Annotated in this window: 23 protein-coding genes; 4 read left to right on the top strand and 19 right to left on the bottom strand. The window is 60.6% G+C overall.

Going from position 1 to position 23,911, the window contains the following annotated elements:
• Positions 1-141: 141 nt before the first annotated feature.
• From BBF94_RS05755 to minC, 7 genes are all read right to left on the bottom strand, one after another.
• Positions 142-2,301, bottom strand: coding sequence for a mechanosensitive ion channel family protein (locus tag BBF94_RS05755; protein WP_065258087.1), 2,160 nt, complete (start codon positions 2,299-2,301; stop codon positions 142-144).
• Between the two features lie 76 nt (positions 2,302-2,377).
• Positions 2,378-2,554: a hypothetical protein gene (locus BBF94_RS27925; RefSeq protein WP_176704422.1), complete on the bottom strand. Its 177-nt coding sequence runs from the start codon at positions 2,552-2,554 to the stop codon at positions 2,378-2,380.
• A gap of 132 nt (positions 2,555-2,686) precedes the next feature.
• Positions 2,687-3,976 (bottom strand): M18 family aminopeptidase, encoded by a 1,290-nt coding sequence (locus BBF94_RS05750; RefSeq protein WP_007960074.1) that lies wholly within the window; start codon positions 3,974-3,976, stop codon positions 2,687-2,689.
• A 109-nt stretch (positions 3,977-4,085) separates the two neighbouring features.
• Complete coding sequence (locus BBF94_RS05745) at positions 4,086-4,721, bottom strand: RluA family pseudouridine synthase (RefSeq protein ID WP_065258086.1); 636 nt, start codon at positions 4,719-4,721, stop codon at positions 4,086-4,088.
• 91 nt (positions 4,722-4,812) lie between these two features.
• Positions 4,813-5,067 (bottom strand): cell division topological specificity factor MinE, encoded by a 255-nt coding sequence (minE, locus tag BBF94_RS05740; RefSeq protein ID WP_007960071.1) that lies wholly within the window; start codon positions 5,065-5,067, stop codon positions 4,813-4,815.
• Entirely contained in the window at positions 5,067-5,879 is an 813-nt protein-coding gene (gene minD, locus BBF94_RS05735; protein WP_065258085.1) for a septum site-determining protein MinD, read from the bottom strand. The genes minE and minD overlap by 1 nt, the downstream gene beginning before the upstream one ends.
• Before the next feature lie 169 nt (positions 5,880-6,048).
• Positions 6,049-6,786, bottom strand: a complete 738-nt coding sequence (gene minC / locus BBF94_RS05730) for a septum site-determining protein MinC (RefSeq protein ID WP_065258088.1) — start codon at positions 6,784-6,786, stop codon at positions 6,049-6,051.
• A gap of 116 nt (positions 6,787-6,902) precedes the next feature.
• Between minC and BBF94_RS05725 the strand changes: the two genes are divergently transcribed.
• Both BBF94_RS05725 and BBF94_RS05720 read left to right on the top strand, forming a co-directional pair.
• Positions 6,903-7,835 (top strand): lipid A biosynthesis lauroyl acyltransferase, encoded by a 933-nt coding sequence (locus tag BBF94_RS05725; RefSeq protein WP_065258084.1) that lies wholly within the window; start codon positions 6,903-6,905, stop codon positions 7,833-7,835.
• A 35-nt stretch (positions 7,836-7,870) separates the two neighbouring features.
• Positions 7,871-9,043, top strand: a complete 1,173-nt coding sequence (locus BBF94_RS05720; RefSeq protein ID WP_065258083.1) for a patatin-like phospholipase family protein — start codon at positions 7,871-7,873, stop codon at positions 9,041-9,043.
• Positions 9,044-9,133: 90 nt separating this feature from the next.
• Here the strand turns inward: BBF94_RS05720 and BBF94_RS05715 are convergent, their stop codons facing one another.
• The 8 genes from BBF94_RS05715 to puuE all read right to left on the bottom strand — a co-directional run bounded on the left by BBF94_RS05715 (position 9,134) and on the right by puuE (position 17,315).
• The gene (locus BBF94_RS05715; protein WP_065258082.1) at positions 9,134-9,919 is read right to left on the bottom strand and encodes an outer membrane protein OmpK; all 786 of its coding nucleotides are present in this window, start codon (positions 9,917-9,919) and stop codon (positions 9,134-9,136) included.
• 372 nt (positions 9,920-10,291) lie between these two features.
• Positions 10,292-11,077 (bottom strand): outer membrane protein OmpK, encoded by a 786-nt coding sequence (locus BBF94_RS05710; protein WP_065258081.1) that lies wholly within the window; start codon positions 11,075-11,077, stop codon positions 10,292-10,294.
• A gap of 161 nt (positions 11,078-11,238) precedes the next feature.
• Positions 11,239-12,597 carry a nucleobase:cation symporter-2 family protein gene (locus BBF94_RS05705; protein ID WP_065258080.1) on the bottom strand — a complete coding sequence of 453 codons (1,359 nt, stop codon included), beginning with the start codon at positions 12,595-12,597 and terminating at the stop codon, positions 11,239-11,241.
• A gap of 210 nt (positions 12,598-12,807) precedes the next feature.
• Positions 12,808-14,118 carry a urate hydroxylase PuuD gene (locus BBF94_RS05700; RefSeq protein ID WP_065258079.1) on the bottom strand — a complete coding sequence of 437 codons (1,311 nt, stop codon included), beginning with the start codon at positions 14,116-14,118 and terminating at the stop codon, positions 12,808-12,810.
• A gap of 51 nt (positions 14,119-14,169) precedes the next feature.
• Positions 14,170-14,673, bottom strand: coding sequence for an ureidoglycolate lyase (locus tag BBF94_RS05695; RefSeq protein WP_065258078.1), 504 nt, complete (start codon positions 14,671-14,673; stop codon positions 14,170-14,172).
• A 117-nt stretch (positions 14,674-14,790) separates the two neighbouring features.
• Positions 14,791-15,786 carry an allantoicase gene (gene alc, locus BBF94_RS05690; RefSeq protein ID WP_065258077.1) on the bottom strand — a complete coding sequence of 332 codons (996 nt, stop codon included), beginning with the start codon at positions 15,784-15,786 and terminating at the stop codon, positions 14,791-14,793.
• Between the two features lie 90 nt (positions 15,787-15,876).
• Positions 15,877-16,392 carry a 2-oxo-4-hydroxy-4-carboxy-5-ureidoimidazoline decarboxylase gene (gene uraD, locus BBF94_RS05685; protein WP_065258076.1) on the bottom strand — a complete coding sequence of 172 codons (516 nt, stop codon included), beginning with the start codon at positions 16,390-16,392 and terminating at the stop codon, positions 15,877-15,879.
• Positions 16,389-17,315, bottom strand: coding sequence for an allantoinase PuuE (gene puuE / locus BBF94_RS05680; protein WP_065258075.1), 927 nt, complete (start codon positions 17,313-17,315; stop codon positions 16,389-16,391). Before puuE ends, uraD begins: the two co-directional genes overlap by 4 nt.
• Before the next feature lie 430 nt (positions 17,316-17,745).
• On the opposite strand from puuE, the gene uraH reads away from it, so the two are divergent.
• Positions 17,746-18,099: a hydroxyisourate hydrolase gene (gene uraH, locus BBF94_RS05675; RefSeq protein ID WP_011333195.1), complete on the top strand. Its 354-nt coding sequence runs from the start codon at positions 17,746-17,748 to the stop codon at positions 18,097-18,099.
• A 107-nt stretch (positions 18,100-18,206) separates the two neighbouring features.
• Here uraH and BBF94_RS05670 read toward each other — a convergent pair whose 3' ends face one another.
• The 4 genes from BBF94_RS05670 to BBF94_RS05655 all read right to left on the bottom strand — a co-directional run bounded on the left by BBF94_RS05670 (position 18,207) and on the right by BBF94_RS05655 (position 22,652).
• Positions 18,207-19,802 (bottom strand): hypothetical protein, encoded by a 1,596-nt coding sequence (locus tag BBF94_RS05670; RefSeq protein WP_141676550.1) that lies wholly within the window; start codon positions 19,800-19,802, stop codon positions 18,207-18,209.
• Positions 19,803-19,942: 140 nt separating this feature from the next.
• Positions 19,943-20,572, bottom strand: coding sequence for a LysE family translocator (locus BBF94_RS05665; RefSeq protein WP_065258073.1), 630 nt, complete (start codon positions 20,570-20,572; stop codon positions 19,943-19,945).
• Positions 20,573-20,659: 87 nt separating this feature from the next.
• Positions 20,660-22,009: an NCS2 family permease gene (locus BBF94_RS05660; RefSeq protein WP_065258072.1), complete on the bottom strand. Its 1,350-nt coding sequence runs from the start codon at positions 22,007-22,009 to the stop codon at positions 20,660-20,662.
• Positions 22,010-22,208: 199 nt separating this feature from the next.
• A complete protein-coding gene (locus BBF94_RS05655; RefSeq protein ID WP_065258071.1) occupies positions 22,209-22,652 on the bottom strand; it encodes a MarR family winged helix-turn-helix transcriptional regulator in 444 nt (147 codons plus the stop codon).
• An 82-nt stretch (positions 22,653-22,734) separates the two neighbouring features.
• Between BBF94_RS05655 and BBF94_RS05650 the strand changes: the two genes are divergently transcribed.
• Positions 22,735-23,901: an aminotransferase-like domain-containing protein gene (locus BBF94_RS05650; protein WP_065258070.1), complete on the top strand. Its 1,167-nt coding sequence runs from the start codon at positions 22,735-22,737 to the stop codon at positions 23,899-23,901.
• The last annotated feature ends 10 nt before the right edge of the window (positions 23,902-23,911 follow it).

Below are 23,911 nucleotides of genomic sequence, written 5' to 3'. Positions count from 1 at the left end.
TTGGCTTCGCCAAACGGCGCTACGCGCCTTCCCCCGGATGAATCCCTCCACTCAGCCTTCCGATGGGGCCGGCACGTCAAAAGCGGTACTCGAGCTAACGCTCATCGTGGTGAGTGGTGAGTGATGAGTGATGAGGCTGGGCTATTCCTGAGCTTGGCTACCACCACCTGCGGTTATCACCTGCACATTCATCCTCGGCGTCGCCAGATCCAGCCCGGCCTCGTCCAGATGCCGCTTCAGCGATAAATTGAACGCCCGTGAAACTTCCCACTGTTTGATCGGTGCGGTCTTGAACCGGGCGCGCAATATTGCGTTGCCGGATTCAAAACTTTCCACACCCTGAATCTCCAGCGGCGACCAGATGTTGCGGCGCTGTAGCGGGTCGGTGCGCATTTTCTGGCCGACGTCGCGCATCAGTTTGATGGCGTCGTCGATGTTCATGTTGAAGGGCACGGCCACGCGGAAGATCGCGTAGCCGAATTCCCGGGAGTAGTTCTTGATGCTTTTGATTTCGCTGAACGGGATGGTGTGGACGATGCCGTCGATGTCCCGCAGGCGAACGGTGCGGATGGTCAGGCCTTCGACGGTGCCCAGGTGCCCGCCGACGTCGACGTAGTCGTCGATGGCCAGGGAGTCTTCGATGATGATGAACAGGCCGGTGATCAGGTCGGCCACCAGCGACTGGGCGCCGAAGCCGATCGCCAGGCCGATCACGCCGGCACCGGCCAGCAGAGGCGTGACGTTCATGCCCATGTTCGCCAGGGCGACGATCAGGGCGATGATGAAGATCGCCACGAACAGCACGTTGCGGATCAGCGGCATCATCGTTTGTGCGCGGGCGTTGGCCAGGCCTTTGCGCGAGCGGGTGAGGGCGTGGTGGACGGCGGTGTCGCTGAGGATCCAGATCAGCCAGGCGAAGATCAGCGTGCCGATCAGGCTGAACAGTTTGACGCTGATGTCGTGGCCTTCGCCTTCCGTGAAGCCGATCAGCGACAGGCCCCAGACCCGCAGGCCGAGTTCGATGAAGGCCAGCCACACCAGCAGATGCGCGAGGGTGTAGAAGAAGCTCTTCAGGCGTTCTGAGTACAACGCGTGACGTTTCGGCCCGTGCTGGGGCTTGAGGGCATGGCGACGGACAAGGCCGTTGATCACCATGCACAGCACCAGCAGCACGGTGCAGATCAGCGACTGGCGCAATGCCGTGCTGGTGTCGCCGGCGGAGACGAACGTGGCGAACAGGGAAATGCCCACCAGCACCAGCGCCGGTACGTACCAGAAGGTGCCGAGGATTTCGATGGTGTCGCTCAGGGCGCGGCGGGTCAGGCGACGGGACAGCGGCTGGTTGCGGATCAGGTGGGCAATGGGGCGGCGGAAGCGCAGGATGAACAGGCCCGTCAAAAACGCCGCCAGCACATTGGTGACGGTGGCGGCGGTGTGGGCCAGGTGTGCGCCCAGACCGGCCACCAGGCGCGGATCGCTCAATGCCTCACCGAACGCGGCGAAGCTGCCGATCAGCCACAGCGGACGGAAAGCCTGGTGACGCAGGATATAGAGCGCACGGTGGCGGTGCGGGCCGTCGAGCAAGGAAAAGGCAATCACGCAGATCGCCGAGAAACAGGTGCCGACCACCAGCGCGTAGGCCAGCACCATCGCCAGGCTTTTGCCCAGGGACGATGGCAGCGCGTAGCTCATGTAGACAGTGATGACCAACGCGATCATCCACGGCCCGAGCTTGCGCAGGGCAAAACGCAGCATGTCGAGGGCCCGGGGGTGTTGCGGCAGTTCTTCGGTCAGGCCGAAGCGCATGCGCACCCGGTGGCCGAGCCAGATCAGCGCGGCGGCCAGCAGGCTCCAGACCATCAGGATCATGGCGAAGCCGAAGATGATCGGCAGCCATTCGCTGGCCGGCATCATCAGGGCGGACAGTTCGTCCTTGGCCAGTTCGAACTCGGTGGACCAGCGATTGAGCGGGCTGTCGCTGCCGGTGAACTGCTTTTCGAAATTGGCCAGGGTGCCGCCGATCAGGCCCAGCACGCCTTCTTCCGGGGTGGCCTGGGCCTTTTTCGTGGCGTCGCGCAGTTTTTTCAGGTCGATCAGCAACTGGGCGCGTTGCTGATCGTTCTCCAGCGACTTGATGACTTCGTCGAGGGATTGGCCGAGCGGTTCCTGGGCCTCCGGTTGCGTCTTGTTCGAGCCATTGAGCAGACCGGGCAGGCTCACCGCGTGGGCAGGCGCCAGCGGCAGCAACGTCATCAGGCAGACAAGAAAGAGGCAGGGCAGGGCAAAAAAACGAGCGAACACTAGGCGGTCAACCTCGCAAGGGGCGGATCGGGCGAGTGTACGAGCACGCTCGGGTCAATGCGAGCCGGGCACGGATTTATTCGTTGAGCTTGGCGAGGATCTTGTAGACCACGGTGGCCAGGATCATCAGCATGCCGACCCACATGGCGAGCACACCGGCGTTCTTGTCGCGGAAGTTGAAGCCGATCGCCAGCAGAATCATTCCGGACAGGATCGGAATGAGCATGGCGTGGAACGCAGACATCGAGATCATGGCGACAGCCTTGTCGAAGGGGATGATTCAAGTCTAGGCGGGATTCTGCCGGACGGTGCTGATGTGTATCAGAAATGAACGGGTTTCGCAGGACAGGGGATCGCGGCAGGCAAGCGGCGATCCCCGTTTTTTCTACGGCAATTCGCGACTGGCGTAGAACGCGCTCAGCACTTTCACCAGATGCGCCAGGTCATGGCTGCCGCACAGTTCGCGGATCGAGTGCATGGCGAACGTTGGCAGGCCGATGTCGACAGTGCGTACGCCAAGGTGGCTGGCGGTGATCGGGCCGATGGTCGAGCCGCAGCCCATGTCGCTGCGCACCACGAAGCTTTGCACCGGCACTTCTTCGGCCATGCACAGGTGACGGAAGAAACCGGCGGTTTCGCTGTTGGTGGCGTAGCGCTGGTTGCTGTTGACCTTGATCACCGGGCCGGCGTTGAGTTTCGGGCCGTGGTTGGCGTCGTGCTTCTCGGCATAGTTCGGGTGTACGCCGTGGGCGTTGTCGGCCGAGACCAGCAGGGATTTCTGAATGGTGCGGACGAACTCGTCACCTTCGGGCAGCAGACGACGCAGGGTCTGTTCCAGCATCGGGCCGTCGGCGCCGCAGGCCGAGCAGGAACCGACTTCTTCATGATCGTTGCACACCAGCACGCAGGTTTCTTCGGTGTCGGCGGTCAGCAGGGCTTGCAGACCGGCGTAGCACGACAGCAGGTTGTCGAGTCGGGCACCGGCGATGAAATCACCGTGCAGGCCGATGACCGCAGCGCTTTGGGTGTCGTAGAAACTCAGCTCGTAATCGAGCACCACGTCGGCGTTGAGACCGTGTTCGCGGGCCAGTTGATCGGTGAGCACGGCGCGGAAGTCGACGCGCTCGTCACCAGCGAACTGCGCGAGAATCGGCGGCAGTTCGGTCTGGGCGTTGATCGCCCAGCCCTGGTTGGCTTCTCGGTTGAGGTGGATCGCCAGGTTGGGAATGATGGCGATCGGGGCCTTGAAGTCGATCAACTGGCTCTCGACCTTGCCGTCGCGACGGAAGGTGACGCGGCCGGCCAGCGACAGGTCGCGGTCGAACCACGGCGCCAGCAGCGCACCGCCGTAGACTTCGACACCGAGTTGCCAGAAACCCTGACGTTGCAGTTCCGGTTGTGGCTTGACCCGCAGGCACGGGCTGTCGGTGTGGGCGCCGACCAGACGGATGCCGTCGTGCAGCGGGGAGTTGCGGCCCATCTTGATAGCGACGATCGAGGAGTCGTTACGGGTGACGTAGTAACGGCCATTGGCTTCGGTGTGCCAGGTCTCGCGTTCGTCGAGGCGCACATACCCGGCGGCCTCCAGGCGTTGAACAAGGCTGGCGGTGGCGTGGAACGGGGTAGGGGAGGCCTTGAGGAAGTCGATCAGGCCTTGGTTCAACTCTTCGCGCATAAGAAGCTCCAGACAGCGATGGGCGGGAGTTTAACGCATCGGCCGGGGAATTGAATCCGGACCGGATCCCCTGCGGGAGCTTGCTCCCACAGGATTTCGGCAATGGTCGTCAGAACGGCGCCGGGCATTCGAAGCGCAAGCGTTCGCCGGACTGTGGGTGGGTGAAACTGAGCATGCTGGCGTGCAGGCACAGACGCGGCCAGGCGGCCAGGGCCTGCTCGTGAGCGTAGAGGCCGTCACCGAGCAGCGGATGACCGATGGACAGCATGTGCACGCGCAACTGGTGCGAACGGCCGGTGATCGGCGTCAGCTCGACGCGGCACCAGTCGCCGCAACGTTCCAGCACGCGCCAGAAGGTCAGGGCGTGTTTGCCCAGTTCGTGGTCGACGACGTGTCGCGGCTTGGTCGGCGGGTCGTAGCGCAATGGCAGATCGATGCTGCCGCTGTCCAGTTCCGGCTGACCCCAGGCCAGGGCGGTGTAGGCCTTTTCGGTTTCGCGGTCGTGAAACTGGCGCGACAGTTCGCGGTGGGTGTCGGCGTCGCGGGCCAGCAGAATGATGCCGGAGGTTTCCCAGTCCAGACGATGGACGATGCGTGCTTCCGGGTAGCCGTTTTCCTGCAGGCGGGTGATCAGGCAGTCCTTGTTGTCGTCGGCCCGGCCGGGCACCGAGAGCAACAGGGTCGGTTTGTTCACCACCAGCAAGGCGGCGTCCTGATAAATGATTTGGACGTTGGACAACGGCATTAAAACAGCCTCGTAACAAATGCCAACGGCGGCTCAGGGCCCCTCCGGTGTCGGAAGGGCCCTGAGCCGCCGTCGTTCCTGCCGGATCGACTCAGCGATCGGGCAGGGTGATGTTGAGTTCCAGAATCGAGCAGCTGCCCTGGCTTTCCAGCGCCACGTGTACGTCGTCGTTGCCGATGTTGACGTATTTGCGGATCACTTCCACCAGTTCCTTTTGCAGGGATGGCAGGTAGTCAGGGGTGCTGCGCTGGCCGCGTTCATGCGCCACGATGATCTGTAGACGCTCTTTCGCGACCGAGGCGGTACTTGGCTTTTTGTTGGCACGAAAGAAGTCAAAAAGGTTCATTACCTACCTCCAAACAGACGCTCGAAGAATCCCTTCTTCTCGACATTCAGGAACCGGTGTTCTTTTTCCTTGCCCAGCAGGCGATCAACGGTATCGCTGTAGGCCTGGCCGGCGTCGCTCTGGTCGTCGAGGATGACCGGGACGCCCTGGTTGGAGGCCTTGAGCACGGCCTGGGATTCCGGAATGACACCCAGCAGGCGCACGGCGAGGATTTCCTTGACGTCTTCGACGCCGAGCATTTCGCCTTTTTCGACGCGCTCCGGGTGGTAGCGGGTGATCAGCAGGTGTTCCTGGATCGGCTCTTCGCCTTTTTCGGCGCGACGGGACTTGCTGGCCAGCAGGCCGAGCATGCGGTCGGAGTCACGTACCGAGGACACTTCAGGGTTGGTCACGACGATCGCTTCGTCAGCGAAGTACATGGCCAGGTGCGCGCCTTTCTCGATGCCCGCCGGGGAGTCGCAGACGACGAAGTCGAATTGCTCCTTGAGCTCCATCAGGACTTTTTCCACGCCTTCCTGGGTCAGCGCGTCCTTGTCGCGGGTCTGGCTGGCGGCCAGCACGTAGAGGTTTTCCAGGCGCTTGTCTTTGATCAGGGCCTGTTGCAGGTTGGCTTCGCCGTTGACCACGTTGACGAAGTCATACACCACGCGGCGCTCGCAACCCATGATCAGGTCGAGGTTACGCAAGCCCACGTCGAAGTCGACGATCACTGTTTTGTGGCCGCGCAGAGCGAGGCCGGTACCGATAGCGGCGCTGGTGGTGGTCTTACCCACACCACCCTTGCCGGATGTAACCACGAGAATCTTGGCCAAGGTGTTTCACCCCTAAGGAAGAAGGACTGTTCAGCCCCTGAAAAACATCTCTTGAAAACTACTGCAGTCGGACAGCCTTGGCTGGAATCCGGCTTTTGGCCTTTTTCCTACTTCGTTTGAGCCGTTTTCGCTACGTTTTAGAGATGCTTGGAAAATGCGGCAGTATCCGTTAAAGCCGAATGATGTTCAACACGTCGCCCGACAGGCTGACCTGTACGCCCGAACCCCACATCGGATCGCGACGCAGGTCTTCGGAAACCTTGTAATGGCCTGCGATGGAGATCAGTTCAGCGCTCAATTGCTGACAGAAAATCCGCGCCTTGGTGTCGCCCTTGACCCCGGCCAGCGCACGACCGCGCATCGGGCCGTATACATGGATGTTGCCATCGGCGAGAAGTTCCGCCCCCGGGCTGACCGAGGACACCACTACCAGATCGCCACCCTGTGCGTAGATCTGTTGGCCACCACGTACTGGCGTGGTAATGACACGGGTCGGTTTGATGGTCGGCTCCGGCGGCTTTTCCGGCTTCTTCGGTGCAACGGGTTCAGCGGTTTCCAGCGGCCGTTCACGGGCGCCGGAAGGTGGCAGTACCGGGATATCGATGGCGATGGCGGCGGCGATGTCTTCGATGCGGCTGGCGCGGATCGCCAGCGTACGCAAGCCGTGCTGGCGGCACACGCGCATCAGGCCCGGCAGGTCGACGGCACCTTCGCTCGGCGGCAGTTTGTCCAGCGCCAGGACCAGCGGTGCGTTGCTGAAGAAGTTCGGTGCCTGGGCGACTTTGGCGGCCAATTGCCGATCGAGGCTGTCCAGGTCGTTGCGGGACAGTTCCAGCACCGTAATGGCAAGCATGCTGCCCTTCAGCTGGAACACGGGATCTTGGTCTGGCGATTCGGTTTGGCTCATGTCGGCATACAACGGCTTGTCACTAAAAGTGCCGAGACTTATAACGAGAACGCCCGCGAGCCGCAAGCCGGGCCGAACGATGTAGAATGCGCGGCCACTTATTTACGGAAGCTTTAATGGATCGCCCGCGTTTTCGAAGAGCATTTCTCGCTCCACGCTTCTGGCCGCTCTGGTGCGGTCTGGGGCTGTTGTGGCTGACGGTGCAGTTGCCCTATCCGGCATTGCTGGCCATCGGTCGTTTTCTTGGTGCCGTGATGTATCGCTTCGCCAGCGACCGGCGGCGTATCGCCAAGCGCAATCTGGAACTGTGTTTCCCGGAAAAGTCCGCTGCCGAACGCAAGCGTCTGCTCAAGGAAAACTTCGCCTCCACCGGCATTGCGTTCTTTGAAATGGCGATGAGCTGGTGGTGGTCGCGCCAGCGTCTGGCGAAACTGGCCCACGTCGAAGGCCTGGAGCATCTGCAAAAGGCCCAGCGCGAAGGCACTGGCGTGATTCTGATGGCGGTGCATTTCACCACCCTTGAAATCGGCGCGGCTTTGCTCGGTCAGCAGCACACCATCGATGGCATGTACCGCGAACACAAAAACCCGCTGTTCGATTTCATCCAGCGTCAGGGCCGCGAGCGGCACAATCTCGACTCGCTGGCGGTGGAACGCGATGACGTGCGCGGCATGCTCAAGCTGCTGCGTTCCGGGCGTGCGATCTGGTATGCGCCGGATCAGGACTACGGCGCCAAGCAAAGCATCTTCGTGCCGCTGTTCGGCATTCAGGCCGCGACCGTCACCGCCACCAGCAAGTTCGCCCGGCTGGGCAAGGCGCTGGTGGTGCCGTTCACTCAGGAGCGTCTGGCCGACGGCAGCGGCTATCGTCTGGTGATCCATCCGCCGCTGGAAGGCTTCCCGGGTGAAACCGAGGAGGCCGACTGCATCCGCATCAACCAGTGGGTGGAAGGCGTGTTGCGCGAATGCCCCGAGCAATACCTGTGGGCGCATCGTCGCTTCAAGAGCCGCCCGCCAGGCGAGCCGAAGCTGTACGCCAAACGCCGTTGAATCACCCCATCCCATAAGCACCACGGAGCGTTGCGATGAGCCCAGCTGAACCGGTCACAGGTTTGATTCTTTCCGGCGGCGGGGCTCGGGCGGCGTATCAGGTGGGGGTGCTGGCGGCGATTGCCGAATTGCTGCCCCTGGGCGCGGACAATCCGTTCCCGGTGATCGTCGGTACCTCGGCCGGGGCGATCAATGCGGTCAGCCTCGCCAGTGGCGCCACGGACTTTCGGGCCGCCATCGAGCGCCTGACCCTGTTCTGGCAAGGCTTTCGCAGTCATCGCGTGCTGCGCAGCAACTGGCCGGGGGTGATCCGCCAGGCCAGCCGTTTCGTCAGTCACAGCCTGTTGGGCATGGGCCGGCAATTGCCGGTGGCCCTGCTCGACAGTTCTCCGCTGCGTCATCTGCTCAATGAAAAACTGCACATGCCCGGCATCGCCGAATCCATTGCCCGCAAGCAGTTGCATGCCGTGGCGGTGACCGCATTCGGCTACGAGTCGGGGCAGGCCGTGACCTTCTATCAGGGCGGTGGCAGCATCGATGCCTGGTTGCGTCATCGACGTATTGGCGTACCGACGCGATTGACTGTGGAGCACTTGCTCGCCAGTTCGGCGATCCCGCTGTTGTTCGCGCCGGTGAAAATCGGCGAGGAGTATTTCGGTGATGGCGCGGTGCGGCAGTCGGCGCCGATCAGTCCGGCCCTGCACCTGGGGGCGAGCCGGGTGCTGGTGGTGGGTGTCAGCGGCAATCCGCGAGGATTCGACCCGGCGCAACCGCTGGAGCGCACCTACACGGGAAAACAGCCGACACTGGCGCAGATCGGCGGCCACATGCTCAACAGCACCTTCATTGACAGCCTGGAAAGCGATATCGAGCTGCTCCAGCGTCTGAACCAGTTCAGTCACCTGCTGCCCGAAGGTACGCCGATACGCACGCTGGGCGTGGCGCCGGTGGACGTGCTGGTGATTTCGCCGAGTCAGCCTATCGATGAAATCGCGGCGCGACATCGTCAGGAATTGCCGGCAGCCTTGCGGCTGTTCTTGCGCGGGCCCGGAGCGACCAAAACCAGTGGGGCAGGGGTGCTGAGTTATTTGCTGTTCGAGGCGGGGTATTGCAGCGAATTGATTGACCTGGGGCGGCGCGATGCGCTGGCCAAGCGCGATGAGCTGTGCCGGTTTCTGGGTATTTCCACAGCGGTGGCTCTCGCCTGAAATCTGCGCAGAGGCCTTCGCGAGCAGGCTCGCTCCCACATTGGAACGCGGTCGAATGTGGGAGCGAGCCTGCTCGCGAAGCTTTCAAGATCAGAAGTGGAACTTCACCAGGAAGCTGGTCACGTTCTGATTGGTGGTGAAGGCACGGGTGTCGTCAATGCCGTACTTGTCTTTCCAGTAGTCGTATTCCACACCGACGTACAGCTGTTTCTCGCCGAAATTCAGCGCCTTGCCCAGGTCGTATTTCACTTGTGGGTTGAAGTGCAGGTTGGCGTGGTATTCGCCTTTGCTGTTGACGTCGTTGTCGACCACCCAGTCCATGTAACCGTCGATCAGCACGTTCGAATTGCCGACCGGGATGGTGTAAGACCAGACCGGCGTGATCTGCCAGACGTTGTCACCCGGGCGCGAACCTTCGGTGTGACGCTGGTAGAAGTTCAGCTGGAAGTAGTCGAAGCCCGGAATGGCCAGATCGAAGCCTGGACCGATCAGGTAGGACTCGACGTCGCCTTCGCCGAACTCGTAGGTCATGGCCAGCAGCACGTCTTTGATCGGGCCGAATTCGAGCTTCTGATCGAGCACCTTGCCCAGCGAGATGCGTGGCTGGAATTCACCGTAGTAGGTGTTGTTGCCGACGCCGCCATCAGGCTTGCCGTTGTAGAAGATCTTGTCGATGAACAGGAAGTTGTCGCCGTACTTCCACGCATCGGCGTGCTCGAAGGTGACGGTCTGCTGGATGGCCGGGTTGACCTTGAAGTCCTTGCCGTACAGGTAGGTCAGGCTGTTGTTCTGCCATTGCAGCAGGCCGTCGGCCATGGCCTGGCCCCCCGCCAGCATGGTTCCCGCAAGCATCAGGCTGGTGCTCATACGTTTCATTCGGTTGCTCCCAAAGTAGGTGTTCCACGTTTGTTTTTTTGAATCGGCGCTCTGGTGTGGCGCCTTTTTTCGTTGCCGCAAAAAATATCCGTTCGGTCAGCTTTCATGCGGTTTGCAAGGGCTGAGCCAAGGCTTTTCGAAAAGCAAAAAAACGCCCGTCGGCTGTTGAAAAACAGTCGATTGAGCGTGTTTTCGGGACGCCTCGGTACTGACCGCGGCCGAGATAAGCTGGCCCGTCGGTCAGGAATTAAATCCGGGCTTTTTTTTAGACCGAATTCAGAAGGCCGCGGAGAATACTGACTCAACGGCCAGGCCTCAAGTGCCCCGCAACAGAGCACCGACGACAGGTAGGCGGCACGGTTGCGGGTCATCTTAGAAGTGCACCTTCACCAGCAGGCTGGCGGTGTTTTGATTGGTGTCGAGGTTGTGGCTGCTTTCGACCCCGTATTTGTTCTTCCAGTAGCTGTATTCGGTGCCGACATACAGCTGCTTTTGGCTCCAGCCGAGGGCTTTGCCCAGGTCGTATTTGATCTGCGGGTTGATGTGCAGGTTGGCGTGATAGGTGCCGCGTGAGTTCTCGTCGTTGTCGACGACCCAGTCGAGATAGCCGTCGATCAGTACGTCCGAGTTGCCCAGCGCAAAGCTGTAGGACCAGCCCGGGGTGATCTGCCAGACACCATCGCCAGGGCGCGGGCCTTCGGTCTGGCGGCGGAAGATGTTCAGGGTGACGTAGTTGAAGCCCGGCACTTTCAGGTCGAAACCGGGGCCGATCAGATAGGCCTCGCTCTCACCCTCGCCGTATTCGTAGGTCATCGCCAGCAGCACGTCCTTGATCGGGCCGAATTCGAGCTTGCGGTCGAAGATCTTGCCGAAGGAGAAGCGCGGGGTGAATTCGCCGTAGAAGGTGTGCGGGCCTTTGTTGCGGTCTTCCTGGCCGTTGTAGAAGATCTTGTCGACGAACAGGAAGTTGTCGCCGTACTTCCACTTGTCGGCGTGTTCGAATGTCACCGTCTGCTGGATCGACGGGTTGATCGCAAAGTTCTTGCCGTACAGGTAGCTCAGGCTGTTGGTCTGCCAAAGCAATAAATCGCCGGCCATGGCCTGCGATGCAGCCAGCAGGCCGCCGCTCAACAACACATGGGTTTGAGTCCGGATCATCTGTTGCTCCCTCTTGTTTTTATTTTTAAGGCGCAGAGCTGCTCTTCCCCTTGTGGGAGCGAGCCTGCTCGCGAAGGCGTTCTTTCAGTCAACTGAAGGGTTGAATGTCATACCGCTTTCGCGAGCAGGCTCGCTCTCACAAGGGCACATCGGTGTCGCTGTTAATGCTGGTGTGCGTGACAATCGTTGATGGCCGCGCGCTCGGCGCCGCCCAGGATGTTGAACAGCAGGTTCAGCGTCAGCGCGCTGAGGGTGGCCATGGCGATGCCGCTGTGGGTGATCGGGCTCATCCAGAGCGGCAGGTGGGCGAAGAACTCCGGGCGTACCACCGGGATCAGGCCCATGCCGATGCTCACCGCCACGAGCAACTGGTTGCGACGGTCGCCGATGTCGGCCTCCTGCAGGATCTTGATGCCGGTGGCTGCCACCATGCCGAACATCGCAATCGCCGCACCGCCGAGCACTGCCGGTGGAATCGACGCCACCAGGAACGCCGCTTTCGGCAGCAGGCTGAGGACGATCAGCAGACCGCCGGCAACGAGGGTCACCGAACGGCAGCGCACGCCGGTCATCTGCACCAGGCCGATGTTCTGCGCGAAAGAAGAGTGGGTGAAGGTATTGAAGAAACCGGCCACGAACGAGGCGCCGGCATCGCACAGCAAACCCCGGCGCAGCCTGCGCGGGCAGACTTCCTGGCCGGTGATCTTACCCAGCGCCAGGAACATCCCGGTGGACTCGACGAAGATGATCACCACCACCAGGCACATCGACAGGATCGGCGCCAGTTCGAACTTCGGCATGCCGAAATGCAGCGGGGTGACGAACTGAACCCACGGCGCATTGGCCATGCCGCTCAGATCGACCATGCCGATGGCGCCACAGAGCACATAGCCCAGGCACATGCCGATCAGCACGGAAATATTGACCCAGAAGCCGCGCATGAAGCGGTGGATCAACAGAATGGTGGCCAGTACCAGTGCGGCAATGGCCAGGTAAATCGGCGAGCCGAATTGAGCAGCGACAGCGCCGCCACCGGCCCAGTTCACGGCCACGGGGAACAGCGACAGACCGATCGAGGTGATGACCGTGCCGGTCACCAGCGGGGGGAAGAAGCGTACGACTTTGGACATGAACGGCGCGATGATCATGCCGAAGAATCCGGCGGCGATGGTCGCACCGAAGATCCCCTGCAGACCGATGCCGGGCATGCCGGCCATGGCGACCATGCTGCCGACGGCGGCAAAACTGGCGCCCATCATCACCGGCATGCGGATGCCCATCGGGCCGATCCCCAGGGACTGCACGATGGTGGCGATGCCGGCGACCAGCAGGTCGGCGTTGATCAGGAAGGCGATTTCTTCACGACTCAGGCCAGCGGCCTGTCCGATGATCAGCGGGACCGCGATGGCGCCGCCGTACATCAGCAGAACATGTTGCAGACCGACCAGGATCAGTTGCAAAAGGGGCAAACGCTGAATGGCGGGTGCGTCGGGGATGCGCGCTTTGGACAGCTCGGACATGCAACACCTCGGATCTTTTTATTCTTGTGATTGAACAGCTGCCGGGTTGCTCACAGCTGTTTCTTTGCATCAGGTCTGTGGCGAGGGAGCTTGCTCCCGCTGGACTGCGCAGCGGGCCCTGCTCTTTTGAAGAGAGGGGCCGCTTCGCGCCGCAACGGGAGCAAGCTCCCTCGCCACAAAAGCCCGCTTTTATACAGGCCTTTGTGTTGCTTAGTTGGTCTGGGCTCCCTGGGCGATCCATGCACCGATCAGGTCACGTTCCTGCTGGGTCATCTGTGTGATGTTGCCCAGTGGCATGATCTGCGTGGTGATGGCTTGCGCCTGGATCCGCGCCGCGTTCTGGCGGATCTGCTCGGGGGTGTCGAACATCACACCGGCCGGCGCCGCGCTGAACAGCGGGCTGGTCGGTTTGGCCGAATGGCAGACCGCGCAGCGTTCCTGGATCACCGAGTGCACCTTGTCGAAACCGGCGCTGGCGTTGGACGCCTGAGCAGGGGCTGCGGCCGGTGCAGCAGGGGCAGTCGGTTGTGCCGCTTCTGCCGGTTTCGCGCCACCGCCCAGCGCCGTTTCCGGCAGTGGCTGGTACTCGATTTTCGCCGGGGCCTTGGCCACTTCCGGAGCAGTTGTCGGCGCTGGGCCGGTGACATACGCCAGACTGATCATGCCCACCGCTGCCACCGGCAGGGTCCAGGCGAACTTGTGGCTGTCGTGACGGGTGTTGAAGTAGTGACGAACCAACACCGCCAGCACCGCGATTCCGGCCAGGATCAGCCAGTTGTACTGGCTGCCGTAAGTGCTCGGGAAGTGGTTGCTGATCATGATGAACAGCACCGGCAGGGTGAAGTAGTTGTTGTGACGCGAACGCAGCAGGCCCTTGGCCGGCAGCGCCGGATCCGGCGTGCGGTTCTCGGCAATCGCGGCCACCAGTGCGCGCTGGGCCGGCATGATGATGCGGAACACGTTGCCGACCATGATGGTGCCGATGATCGCGCCGACGTGCAGGTACGCACCACGACCGCTGAACACCTTGCTGAAGCCAAACGCCGCACCGATGATCAGCACGAACAGGATGAAGCCGAGCAGGGCGGGTTTCTTGCCCAGTGGCGAATCGCAGAGGAAGTCGTAGATGAACCAGCCGGCGATCAGCGAACCGATGCCGATGGCCACGCCTTCAGGGCCGGTCAGGCCGCTGCCGGGTGCCACGAGGTAGAGCACCGGGTTGGAGTAGAACACCACGCACAGCAGCGCGATCCCCGACATCCAGGTGAAATAGGCTTCCCATTTGAACCAGTGCAGGTTCTCCGGCATCGACGGAGGAGCCAGTTTGTATTTTTCCAGGTGATAGATACCGCCGCCGTGGATCGCCCACAGATCACCGGCAAGACCGGTTTTCGGGTTGACGCGGTTGAGGTTGTTCTCCAGCCAGACGAAGTAGAACGACGCGCCGATCCAGGCCACGCCAGTGATCATGTGAACCCAGCGCACGCTCAGGTTCAGCCATTCCAACAGATGTGCTTCCACAGTCTTTACCTCATGCCTGTCACTCTTGTTGTCGAGTGATCAGACCTTCTCTTATTGGTGGGGGGCGAGGATCAAACGCTCATCCTCTTTGAAGAAATGCTCATCGCAGTTATTGCCAGTGCCACTGCGATCAACCACCAGGAAGTCATCCCGCTTTTCGATCGTCAGCACCGGGTGGTGCCAGACGCCGCGATGGTAATTGATGCCCTGCCTGCCGTTGGTGACGAAGGCGCGGACCAGGTCTGATACAGGTACATCGCCAAGTGGCGCGACCACGATCAGAAAGGGGTTGCCGAGCAGCGGAATGAAAGCCTGGCTGCCCAGCGGATGGCGCTCCAGCATGCTCACGGTCAGTGGCATGTCCTGCGCGTCGGCGCGGAAGATGCTGATGATCGCGTTGTCCTCTGGCGTCGCGGTTTCGACCGTCGCCAGTTTGTGGAAGCGCATGGTCGAACCGTTGTTGATCATGAAGTGATCGCTGCCGTCGGTTTCGATCACGTCACCGAACGGGGCGAAGGCTTCTTTGGTCAGCGGTTCAATCGTCAATGTGCGCATGCTGTTCTTCTTATCCGAATTCTGTGTTGTTTGATCTGACGCTTTCGCGAGCAAGCTCGCTCCCACAGGAATTGCGATCAATGTGGGAGCGAGCTTGCTCGCGAATGGTCGCGCCGCTTACTTCGCTACCTTGCCGAGAACGCGCAGGCGGCTCACACCACCATCCGGGAACACGTTCAGACGGATGTGGGTGATCGGGCCCAGTGCCTTGATCTGCTCGACGAAGGTGTGTTCGGCGTGCATTTCCAGCTTCTGGCTCGGCAGCAGTTCGCGCCAGAACAGCGACTGGGTTTCGATCTGGCTGTCGGTGCCGCCCTTGACGAACGCGCCCTGGATCGAGCAGCTGTCCGGGTAGTTACCCTTGAAGTGCAGGGTGTCGACGACGATTTTTTCGATCTCGCCCGGGTGGCCCAGCGCGACGATCACCCAGTCATTGCCGGGGGTGCGACGACGTGCGGTTTCCCAGCCGTCGCCCATGTTGATGCCACGGCCCGGGTTGAGGATGTTGCTCATGCGACCGAAGTGTTCGTCGGAACAGGCGAGGGCGCGGCCACCGTTGAGGGCTGCGGCCAGATCGACTTGCTCGTTGTCGCCAACAGCGGACCAGTCGCGGAACGGAATGCCGTAGACGCGCAGACGTGCCACGCCGCCATCCGGGTAGATGTTGAAGCGCAGGTGGCTGAACGCCTGGTCGTTGCTGATTTCGTGGTAGTGATGGCTGTTGCCTTGCAGCTCGACGGCGGACAGCACTTCAGTCCACTGGGTGTTTTCGTCCGGCTCGCCCGATGCCAGGAAGCACGCTTCCAACGAGGCCGATGGGGGGAAGTTGCCGGTGAAGAATGAAGTGTCGATGTCCACGCCTTTGATCGAACCCGGTACGCCCAGGCGGATCACCGCGCTGTCGTAGCCTTCGAAGCGCTTGCGGCGGGATTCCCAGCCGTCCATCCACTTGCCGTTGTCGTCGAACACGCCCTCCTTCCACACGGCCGGGGTCGGCTGAAACAGACGATTGGCGTCTGCGAACCAGTCATCGGTGACCGAGATGATTTTGGTGCCCAGACGGGCATCGGCCAGGTTGACGAACTTCTCGAAAGGTACGGCGTAAGCTTTCATTCTTCTTGTCTGCCTTTAAATAAGTGGCTTGGGATGCTTGCGAGGCCCTGGGAAACACAAGCGTTCTGGAGGTTTCTCGGGCCAGGCTTGCTAGAGAGTCAGTAATCGGAACAGGGCGATCTTGTTGATCTCCGCCAGCGCGCATTTGAACTCGGTGTCGACCGGGTTGTGGATGCGCGTTTCGAACGCCGCGAGGATCTGATGCCGGTTGCTGCCTTTTACCGCCATGATGAAGGGAAACTTGAACTTGGCCTTGTAGGCGTCGTTCAGCTCGGTGAAGCGCTGGAACTCTTCGGCCGTGCATTGGTGAATACCGGCGCCAGCCTGTTCATTGGTGCTGGCTTCGGTCAACTGGCCCTGGACGGCAGCTTTGCCGGCCAGGTCCGGGTGAGCGTTGATCAGCGCCAGTTGACTGGCGTGATCGGCGCTCAACAGGATGTCGCTCATGCGCTGGTGCAGGGTTTCGATCTGATCGATCGAGGCGTCCTGGCCCAGGTCGAAGGCCTTCTCGGCCACCCATGGCGAATGTTCGTAGATGTCGGCGAAGGCTTTGACGAAGGCGTCGCGGCTCAGGGTCGACGGTTTCAGGGTTTGAAAGGTGCTCATTTGGCAGCCCCTTGGTACGGGTGGGTTTCGTGCCAGTGACGGGCGATGTCGACGCGGCGGGTGAACCACACCTGTTCATGACTTTTAGCGTATTCGATGAAGCGTTTGAGCGAAGCCAGACGCGCCGGGCGGCCCACCAGACGGCAGTGCAGACCGATCGACAGCATCTTCGGCGCTTCGGCGCCTTCGGCGTAGAGCACATCGAACGCGTCTTTGAGGTATTCGAAGAAATCGTCGCCCTTGTTGAAGCCCTGGACCTGGGTGAAGCGCATGTCATTGGTGTCCAGAGTGTACGGAATCACCAGGTGCGGTTTGCCGGTCGGATTGTTCGGTTCCCAGTAGGGCAGGTCGTCGTCGTAGGTGTCGCAGTCGTAGAGGAAACCGCCTTCTTCCATCACCAGGCGACGGGTGTTAGGACCGGTGCGGCCGGTGTACCAGCCCAGCGGGCGTTCGCCGGTTAGTTCGGTGAGGATGCGGATCGCTTCGAGCATGTGCTCGCGTTCCTGCGCTTCGTCCATGTACTGGTAGTCGATCCAGCGGTAGCCGTGGCTGCAGATCTCGTGACCGGCCTCGACCATCGCACGGATCACGTCCGGGTGGCGCTGGGCGGCCATGGCCACGGCGAAGATGGTCAGCGGGATGTCGAATTCCTTGAACAGTTTCAGGATCCGCCAGACGCCGGCACGGCTGCCATACTCGTAGAGCGATTCCATGCTCATGTTGCGCACGCCTTGCAGAGGCTGGGCTGCGACCATTTCCGAGAGGAAGGCTTCCGATTCCTTGTCGCCGTGCAGGATGTTGCGCTCGCCGCCTTCTTCGTAATTGAGCACGAAGGACAAAGCGATCCGGGCATTGCCCGGCCAGTGTGGGTGAGGAGGGTTACTGCCGTAACCGATCAGGTCGCGTGGGTAGTCAGCGCTCACTGCAGTCTTCCTTCTTATCGTTGACAGATGGTGTGGCGCCCTGGCGGTGAGATGGCAGGCTGGCGTCACAGCGATGGGCTGATTGTATACAACTTTATTCTCAATTTGTAAGCCTGAATTTTTGCATTTTTCACCGGCTGTCATCTTGTACTGGTATCGGCGTGAAGCTGCAAGAAACCTGCCTGACCAGTCAGCTAATGGTTAAGGGGTTCAATGAATGCGTGGTTCATGGGCAAATTCCCGATAAATCACGGGGTGGCGGGGGTGAGAGGAAAAATGTCGTTTTTATTGTGTACAATTTTTTTGAAAAGTGTCTTAATCAGTCGCTCGCCGCAGCTTTTCGTGCTCCGAAACGGTGCGGTCTCCTTTTTCAACTGACTTCGGGAGGCGCGAAGTCTGGCTGCTCCACGCAGGCAGGCGCGCAGAATCAATGGGACGTTTGACAACACACGTTTTGGACGCTGCACACGGTTGCCCGGGCAGCTCGATCAAGGTCGAGCTGTACCGCGTTGAAGGTTCGCACCTGGAATTGGTCGCCAGTGCGCTTACCAACAGCGATGGCCGGGTCGACGCGCCGCTGCTGCAAGGCGATGACTACCGTACCGGTGTCTATCAGGTTCAGTTCCACGCTGGCGATTACTACCGCGCCCGTGGCGTCCAGCTGCCGGAGCCGGCATTTCTGGACGTGGTCGTGCTGCGGTTCGGCATTTCGGCCGAACAGGATCACTACCACGTACCGTTGCTGATTTCGCCTTACAGCTATTCCACCTACCGGGGCAGCTGACCCCCAAGCAGCTGCCCCCGCCGGGAAGCGACTGCGCATATAGCTTCTTTGGTCTTTCGCCCGCTCACACTGCGGGCTTTTTTTCGTCTTGTCGAAGGCGTTTCGGGTTATTGGTTCGCAAGCGTACCGAGCCTCGACTCATCATCCCTGACGATGAAAATGCTGTCCGGTTGCGAAGCATGGATCTGCGATCCACCCTTGAGCCACACCAGTCGGTTTTCAGCGTGCGCCTGAAGGATCTCCTGCAATGCCGGGTATCCGATCTGGGTATTGAGTCGAGCATCGACGGTATCAGGACCGAAGCTCAAGGGCTGATGGATTTTCCTGCCCCTGACACGGTGCAGGCTGATGAAAAAGACGAAGGGATGATTCTCTCGACGAAATACCAGGGCCGGGAAAGTCGTCGAAGGCGTCGGCATGTAAACATCGTAACCCTGGCGGACCAGAATGCCGGACATGAGCCGCTTGAGGTCGACCCCTGACTGCGTCGTTTTGAAATAGTCCCACTCCTGTCTTGTCAGATCGAAGTCCAGCCGCTGCAAGGAGCCTTCCGCCGTCAGGGCTGGCAGTTCCAGTGTGCGACTCAATCCTGGTCCGCTGCCGGATGTTGTCAGCGTCGGCAGCATCAGCAACGGATCGGCCAGTGCCGGATGAGGCGTGCTGTTGCCGCGCTTCCAGTCATTGAACGTCTGTCTGAGGCGCGTCAGGCCGACGCCGGTCGCCATGTCCCCGTTGTTGGCCAGGCTGAACTGATGTCTGGCAACCTTGTTCACCGAGGTTTCCGACAACTGAGGAAAAAAAGCGCCAATGTATTGCTTCAGCGGACGTTGAAAGGGGAGGCTTGGATCGACCTCCCACCGGTTCGCGGGCGGAACGCGGATCGCACCTCTGGGTTGCTGCATCAAGTCTGTACCGAGGATCCGTTCCAGGTAATCGAAGTCATACATCCAGTGTTCCGGATTCCTGATGTAGACGATCGGATGATCCGGATCGGTTCCCCGTGGCACAAGGAGAAAACGGATGCCGTCGACTTCAATGCCACCGGCGGAGGGTTGCTGGAGTGACGCATCCCATTTTTTCCAGGGATCGGACCATTCCTCACCCGTGGAGGTGGAAGCACGTTTGGGCGCAACGGCGGTTTCTGCGGAATCGTCATCCGGGTTTCGCAGGCGTTTGAGTGACAATCTGGATTCGTTGCCCGAGGCGCCCTCCACAGCAGGTTTTACGCGCCAGGTGAGTGTGCCTTCGACCCGCTCGACTCGTGGGCCGGAGGGCCTGAAGTCGCTGTTCAATCTGGCCCGGTAGTGATTTTCCGCATCGATACCCAGCAAGACGGTTCCTCCTTCTTGAAGATCCACAAAGTGTCTCTGCGTCCCGAGTTCCCGAATTCCGGACAGCGCATTCGGCGCCGGGAGTCTGGAGAGCTGATTGGGCGGAAGGAAAAAGTGCTCGATCGGCGCATGACTCACCACAGGAGTGACATGGGTCTCGGCCGGCAGGTCGGCGATCTCCAGAGATGCATGCCGGGAGGAAGATGATTGAACAGATGTCCCGAGGGGATCGATCGATACTCGATCTTCGCCCTGAGAGGCGATGTTCAGCGGCAATCTGTGGATTGCCGCAGGTCCGATGTCGGGAAGGAGGGAAGGCGTTTCGGGGGTATTGGTTGGTGCGCCGGGTTTTATCGGGCGTTTGGGGCTCATGGGTATATCACTCGCAAGGTCGATTCACGTTGGTCTGGCCAGAAGAAGCCGGATGTTCGGTGAATCGACGTTGCGAAGTGCGGTAAATAAATCTATTCGCGGAGCGAGATGTTACCGGGTATCGCTCGTTCCCGAGAGGCTCAGTGACTGCTCAGCAACGAGGCTGCACCTGCTCCGCCAAACAGTCCGGCACTGATGCGGTTGAACCAGCTCTGGCCCTTGCCGCTGCGCAGATATCGCGCTGCACCGTGAGCGCCGAGGCCGTAGGTCAATTTGCACAGCAGATCGAGTACGGTCCAGGTCGCAATCATCACCAGCAACTGCGGCAGAAACGGCTGCTCGGCATTGAGAAACTGCGGCAGAAACGCGGCAAAGAACAGGATGTCCTTCGGGTTGCTGGCGCCCAGTACGAATGCACGCCCGAACAATGCGCGAAAGCGAGGAACCGGCGCTGCGTCTGGAACCTGGGCACCGACCGATGGCTGACGCGATTGCTGCCAGCTCTGCCAGGCGAGGTAGAACAGGTACAGCGCACCAACAATTTTCAATGCACTGAAGAGTTTTTCCGATGCCAGCAGCAAGGCGCCCAAACCCAGGGCCGAGGCGCTGAGCAGGCAGATTGACGCACTGACGCCGCCCAGAAAGGCCGGGTAAGAGCGGCGCAATCCGTAATTCAGACTGTTGCTGATCATCAGCAGCGACAGTGGTCCCGGTATCAGAATCACTACCAGCGCAGCGCCGCTGAACAGCAGCCAGGTTTCCAGACTCATCACTTTCTCCTTCTTGTCGTTATCAAAGATGTGCAAAAGCCCCACCCGCTGGGGTGAGGCTGTTTTGATGCCCGAGCCGCGTGTCGCTTACAGGAAGATGAACTTGGCGATGAAGATCGCGCAGAGCACCCACAGGCTGACGGAAATCTCTTTGTACTTGCCGGTGCCGGCCTTCAGCGCGACATAGGTGATGAAACCCAGCGCGATGCCGTCGGCGACCGAGAAGGTCAGCGGCATCATGATCGCGGTGACGATGGCCGGAATGCTGTCGGTCGCTTCGTCCCATTCGATGTGCGCCATGCCGCCCATCATCAGCATCGCGACATAAATCAGCGCGCCGGCGGTGGCGTAAGCGGGAATCATGCCGGCCAGCGGTGCAAAGAACATCGCGGCTATAAATAGCACACCGACGGTGACTGCGGTAAGACCAGTCCGACCACCCGCCGCTACACCGGCGGCACTTTCCACGTAGCTGGTGACCGGTGGAACGCCGACGACCGCACCGAATACGCTGGAGGCGGAGTCGGCTTTCATTGCGCGAGACAGGTTTTCGATACGACCGTCAGCGCCTACCAGATTGGCGCGCTGGGCAACGCCCATCAGGGTGCCGGCGGTGTCGAACATGTGTACGAAGAGGAAGGCCAGTACCACGCTGATCATGCTGACGTTGAACACGCCGGCGACATTCATGGCCATGAAGGTCGGTGCCAGGCTTGGCGGAGCGGACATGATCCCCTCGTAGTGCACCAGACCGATGCCCCAGCCGGCCAGAGTCACGGTGATGATGCTGATGAGGATCGCGCCGAACACCTTGTGGTAACTGAGGATCGCGATCATCAGGAAGCAGAGGGCGGCGAGCAGCGGGCCGGGTTCACGCAGCGAGCCGAGCTTGATCAGGGTGGCCGGGCTGTCGACGACGATACCGGCGGTTTTCAGGCCGATCAGCCCGAGAAACAGACCGACACCGGCACCCATCGCAAAACGCAGGCTGACAGGAATGCTGTTGAGCAGCCATTCGCGGATGCGCGAGAAGGTCAGGATCATGAACAGCACGCCCGAGACGAACACCGCACCGAGGGCGGTTTCCCAGTTGTAGCCCATGGTGCCGACCACGGTGTAGGTAAAGAATGCGTTGAGGCCCATGCCCGGCGCCAGGCCCACCGGCCAGTTGGCGTACAGGCCCATCAGCAGGCAGCCCAGAGCGGCGGCAATGCAGGTGGCGACGAAGGCCGCACCGTGGTCGATCCCGGCATCGGCCATGATGTTCGGGTTGACGAAAATGATGTAAGCCATGGTGATGAAGGTTGTCAGACCGGCAATCAGCTCGGTCTTCACCGTGGTGCCATGCAAGCTGAGTTTGAAGATGCGCTCCAGCAGGCCATTGCGTAACGGCGGCGAGAGTTCCAGCGTCGATGCTTCGGATTTGCGGCTTTCCACAGCGAGTACTCCTCAAGAGTTTTATTGTTATTTCCAGGGCCGGACCCTATGAGGAGGGTGGCAGCGGCCCTTTGAGGCATACGCGAATTTGTTGACCATGCGGTCAGGAACTCGCACGCAGTGGATTATGCTTTTGTATACAAATAAAGCAAATAATGTTTTTGGTTTTGTTGACGAAAGTTTTGAGGATCGCGCTATATCACTCGGTCGAGCGGTTTTTCCCCAGGGCCGTATTCACCGCCAGCCAGCCATTCACTGCTGTTTCGCCGGCCTCGGCGAACACTCGCTCCAGTAATTTCACCTGTTCGCGACGCAGCGCCTGTTCAAGTTTCGCGCCTTCGACGGTCAGCTCCAGCAAGCGCTTACGCTTGTCCACCTCGGACGCCACGCTGTCGACCAGGTGCATTTCCTGAAGCTGGCGCAATGGCATGTTCAACGCCTGTTTGCTTACGCCGAGCAGTGTGAGTAGCTCCTTGACGCTTGAATTCGGATAGCGGGCGATGAAAAACACGATGCGTTGATGCACTCGCGACAGACCGCGACGTTCGAGCATTTCATCGGCTTTGGCAGTGAATGCCTGATAGCCGAAGAAGAACGCTTCCATGGCCTGTTGCTGGCTGGTGCATTTTTTAAGGTCAATCATGTTGACGTTTCCGCGGAGGTTGACGTAATTTCAGTCAACAAGTTTGACTCATTTCCCTCCAGCCTCGCTAGCGGTGATCCCCATGGCTTTTTCCGAACGAGTGTCGCGTCTCAAAAGTTCTCTGATCCGTGAAATCCTTGCCGCGGCGCAGCGCCCGGAAGTCATGTCGTTCGCCGGCGGCTTGCCGGCTGAAACGATGCTGCCGAAGGTCGAGTGGGCCACCATGCCGCTGTCTCTCGGCCAATACGGCATGAGCGAAGGCGAGCCGGCGTTGCGTGAAGCGCTGGCTGCAGAGGCGAGGGCGCTGGGTTTGCCGTGCGAGGCGAGCCAGGTGTTGGTGGTCAGTGGCTCCCAGCAAACCCTCGATCTGGCCGCCAAGCTGTACATCGACAAGGGTACGGAAATCCTGCTCGAAGCACCGACGTATCTGGCGGCATTGCAGATTTTCCAGTTGTTCGGCGCCGATTGCCTGACCGTGCCGCTCGAGGCCGACGGACCGGACCTTGCGCAATTGCGCCAGCGCCTTGAACAGCACCGCCCGGCGTTCATCTACCTGATCCCGACCTTCCAGAACCCGTCCGCCGTACGCTACAGCGAAGCCAGGCGCGAGGCGGTGGCCGCGCTGCTCGACGAGTTCGGCGTGACCCTGATCGAAGACGAGCCCTACCGCGAACTGACCTTTGACGACGGCAGCGCCCGACCGATTGCCGGTCGTTTGAAAAAATCCAGCTGGATCTACACCGGCACCGTTTCGAAAACCCTGCTGCCGGGTCTGCGTGTCGGCTATCTGATTGCCAGTCCGGACCTGTTTCCACATTTGCTCAAGCTCAAGCAGTCGGCGGATCTGCACACCAACCGCATCGGTCAGTGGCAGGCGTTGCAGTGGATCGGCAGCGAGAAATATCAGCAGCATTTGAGTCAGTTGCGCGGCTTCTACCGTCAGCGCCGCGATGCCTTTCAAGCGGCGCTGGAAACTCACTTCGCCGATCTGGCGGACTGGGAAACGCCGCAGGGCGGGTTGTTTTTCTGGCTGACCCTGAAAAAGCCGCTGGACACGCGCACCTTGCTCAACGCTGCTTTGGCCAACGATGTGGCGTTCATGCCGGGTGAGCCGTTTTTCCCCGAGCCGGATCGCAACCCTGGCCATCTGCGCCTGAACTTCAGCCACATTGATCCGGGTCGTCTGGATGAAGGGCTCAAGCGTCTGGCAGGCGTCGTGCGCCAGGCACAGGCCGCGCAGGCGGCATAAAAAAACCGGC

Origin of the sequence: Pseudomonas bananamidigenes (assembly GCF_001679645.1) — a bacterium.
GTDB classification, from domain to species: Bacteria; Pseudomonadota; Gammaproteobacteria; order Pseudomonadales; family Pseudomonadaceae; genus Aquipseudomonas; species Aquipseudomonas bananamidigenes.
Note: the sequence above shows the minus strand (reverse complement) of the source record. Positions and strands in the feature narration are given on the sequence as shown.

Excerpts from the sequence above, each read along its gene's own strand:
- BBF94_RS27925 (WP_176704422.1), bottom strand. The coding sequence starts at position 2,554 with ATGATCTCGATGTCTGCGTTCCACGCCATGCTCATTCCGATCCTGTCC.
- BBF94_RS05750 (WP_007960074.1), bottom strand. The coding sequence starts at position 3,976 with ATGCGCGAAGAGTTGAACCAAGGCCTGATCGACTTCCTCAAGGCCTCC.
- BBF94_RS05745 (WP_065258086.1), bottom strand. The coding sequence starts at position 4,721 with ATGCCGTTGTCCAACGTCCAAATCATTTATCAGGACGCCGCCTTGCTG.
- minE (WP_007960071.1), bottom strand. The coding sequence starts at position 5,067 with ATGAACCTTTTTGACTTCTTTCGTGCCAACAAAAAGCCAAGTACCGCC.
- minC (WP_065258088.1), bottom strand. The coding sequence starts at position 6,786 with ATGAGCCAAACCGAATCGCCAGACCAAGATCCCGTGTTCCAGCTGAAG.
- BBF94_RS05725 (WP_065258084.1), top strand. The coding sequence starts at position 6,903 with ATGGATCGCCCGCGTTTTCGAAGAGCATTTCTCGCTCCACGCTTCTGG.
- BBF94_RS05720 (WP_065258083.1), top strand. The coding sequence starts at position 7,871 with ATGAGCCCAGCTGAACCGGTCACAGGTTTGATTCTTTCCGGCGGCGGG.
- BBF94_RS05715 (WP_065258082.1), bottom strand. The coding sequence starts at position 9,919 with ATGAAACGTATGAGCACCAGCCTGATGCTTGCGGGAACCATGCTGGCG.
- BBF94_RS05710 (WP_065258081.1), bottom strand. The coding sequence starts at position 11,077 with ATGATCCGGACTCAAACCCATGTGTTGTTGAGCGGCGGCCTGCTGGCT.
- BBF94_RS05705 (WP_065258080.1), bottom strand. The coding sequence starts at position 12,597 with ATGTCCGAGCTGTCCAAAGCGCGCATCCCCGACGCACCCGCCATTCAG.
- BBF94_RS05695 (WP_065258078.1), bottom strand. The coding sequence starts at position 14,673 with ATGCGCACATTGACGATTGAACCGCTGACCAAAGAAGCCTTCGCCCCG.
- alc (WP_065258077.1), bottom strand. The coding sequence starts at position 15,786 with ATGAAAGCTTACGCCGTACCTTTCGAGAAGTTCGTCAACCTGGCCGAT.
- uraD (WP_065258076.1), bottom strand. The coding sequence starts at position 16,392 with ATGAGCACCTTTCAAACCCTGAAACCGTCGACCCTGAGCCGCGACGCC.
- uraH (WP_011333195.1), top strand. The coding sequence starts at position 17,746 with ATGGGACGTTTGACAACACACGTTTTGGACGCTGCACACGGTTGCCCG.
- BBF94_RS05670 (WP_141676550.1), bottom strand. The coding sequence starts at position 19,802 with ATGAGCCCCAAACGCCCGATAAAACCCGGCGCACCAACCAATACCCCC.
- BBF94_RS05665 (WP_065258073.1), bottom strand. The coding sequence starts at position 20,572 with ATGAGTCTGGAAACCTGGCTGCTGTTCAGCGGCGCTGCGCTGGTAGTG.
- BBF94_RS05655 (WP_065258071.1), bottom strand. The coding sequence starts at position 22,652 with ATGATTGACCTTAAAAAATGCACCAGCCAGCAACAGGCCATGGAAGCG.
- BBF94_RS05650 (WP_065258070.1), top strand. The coding sequence starts at position 22,735 with ATGGCTTTTTCCGAACGAGTGTCGCGTCTCAAAAGTTCTCTGATCCGT.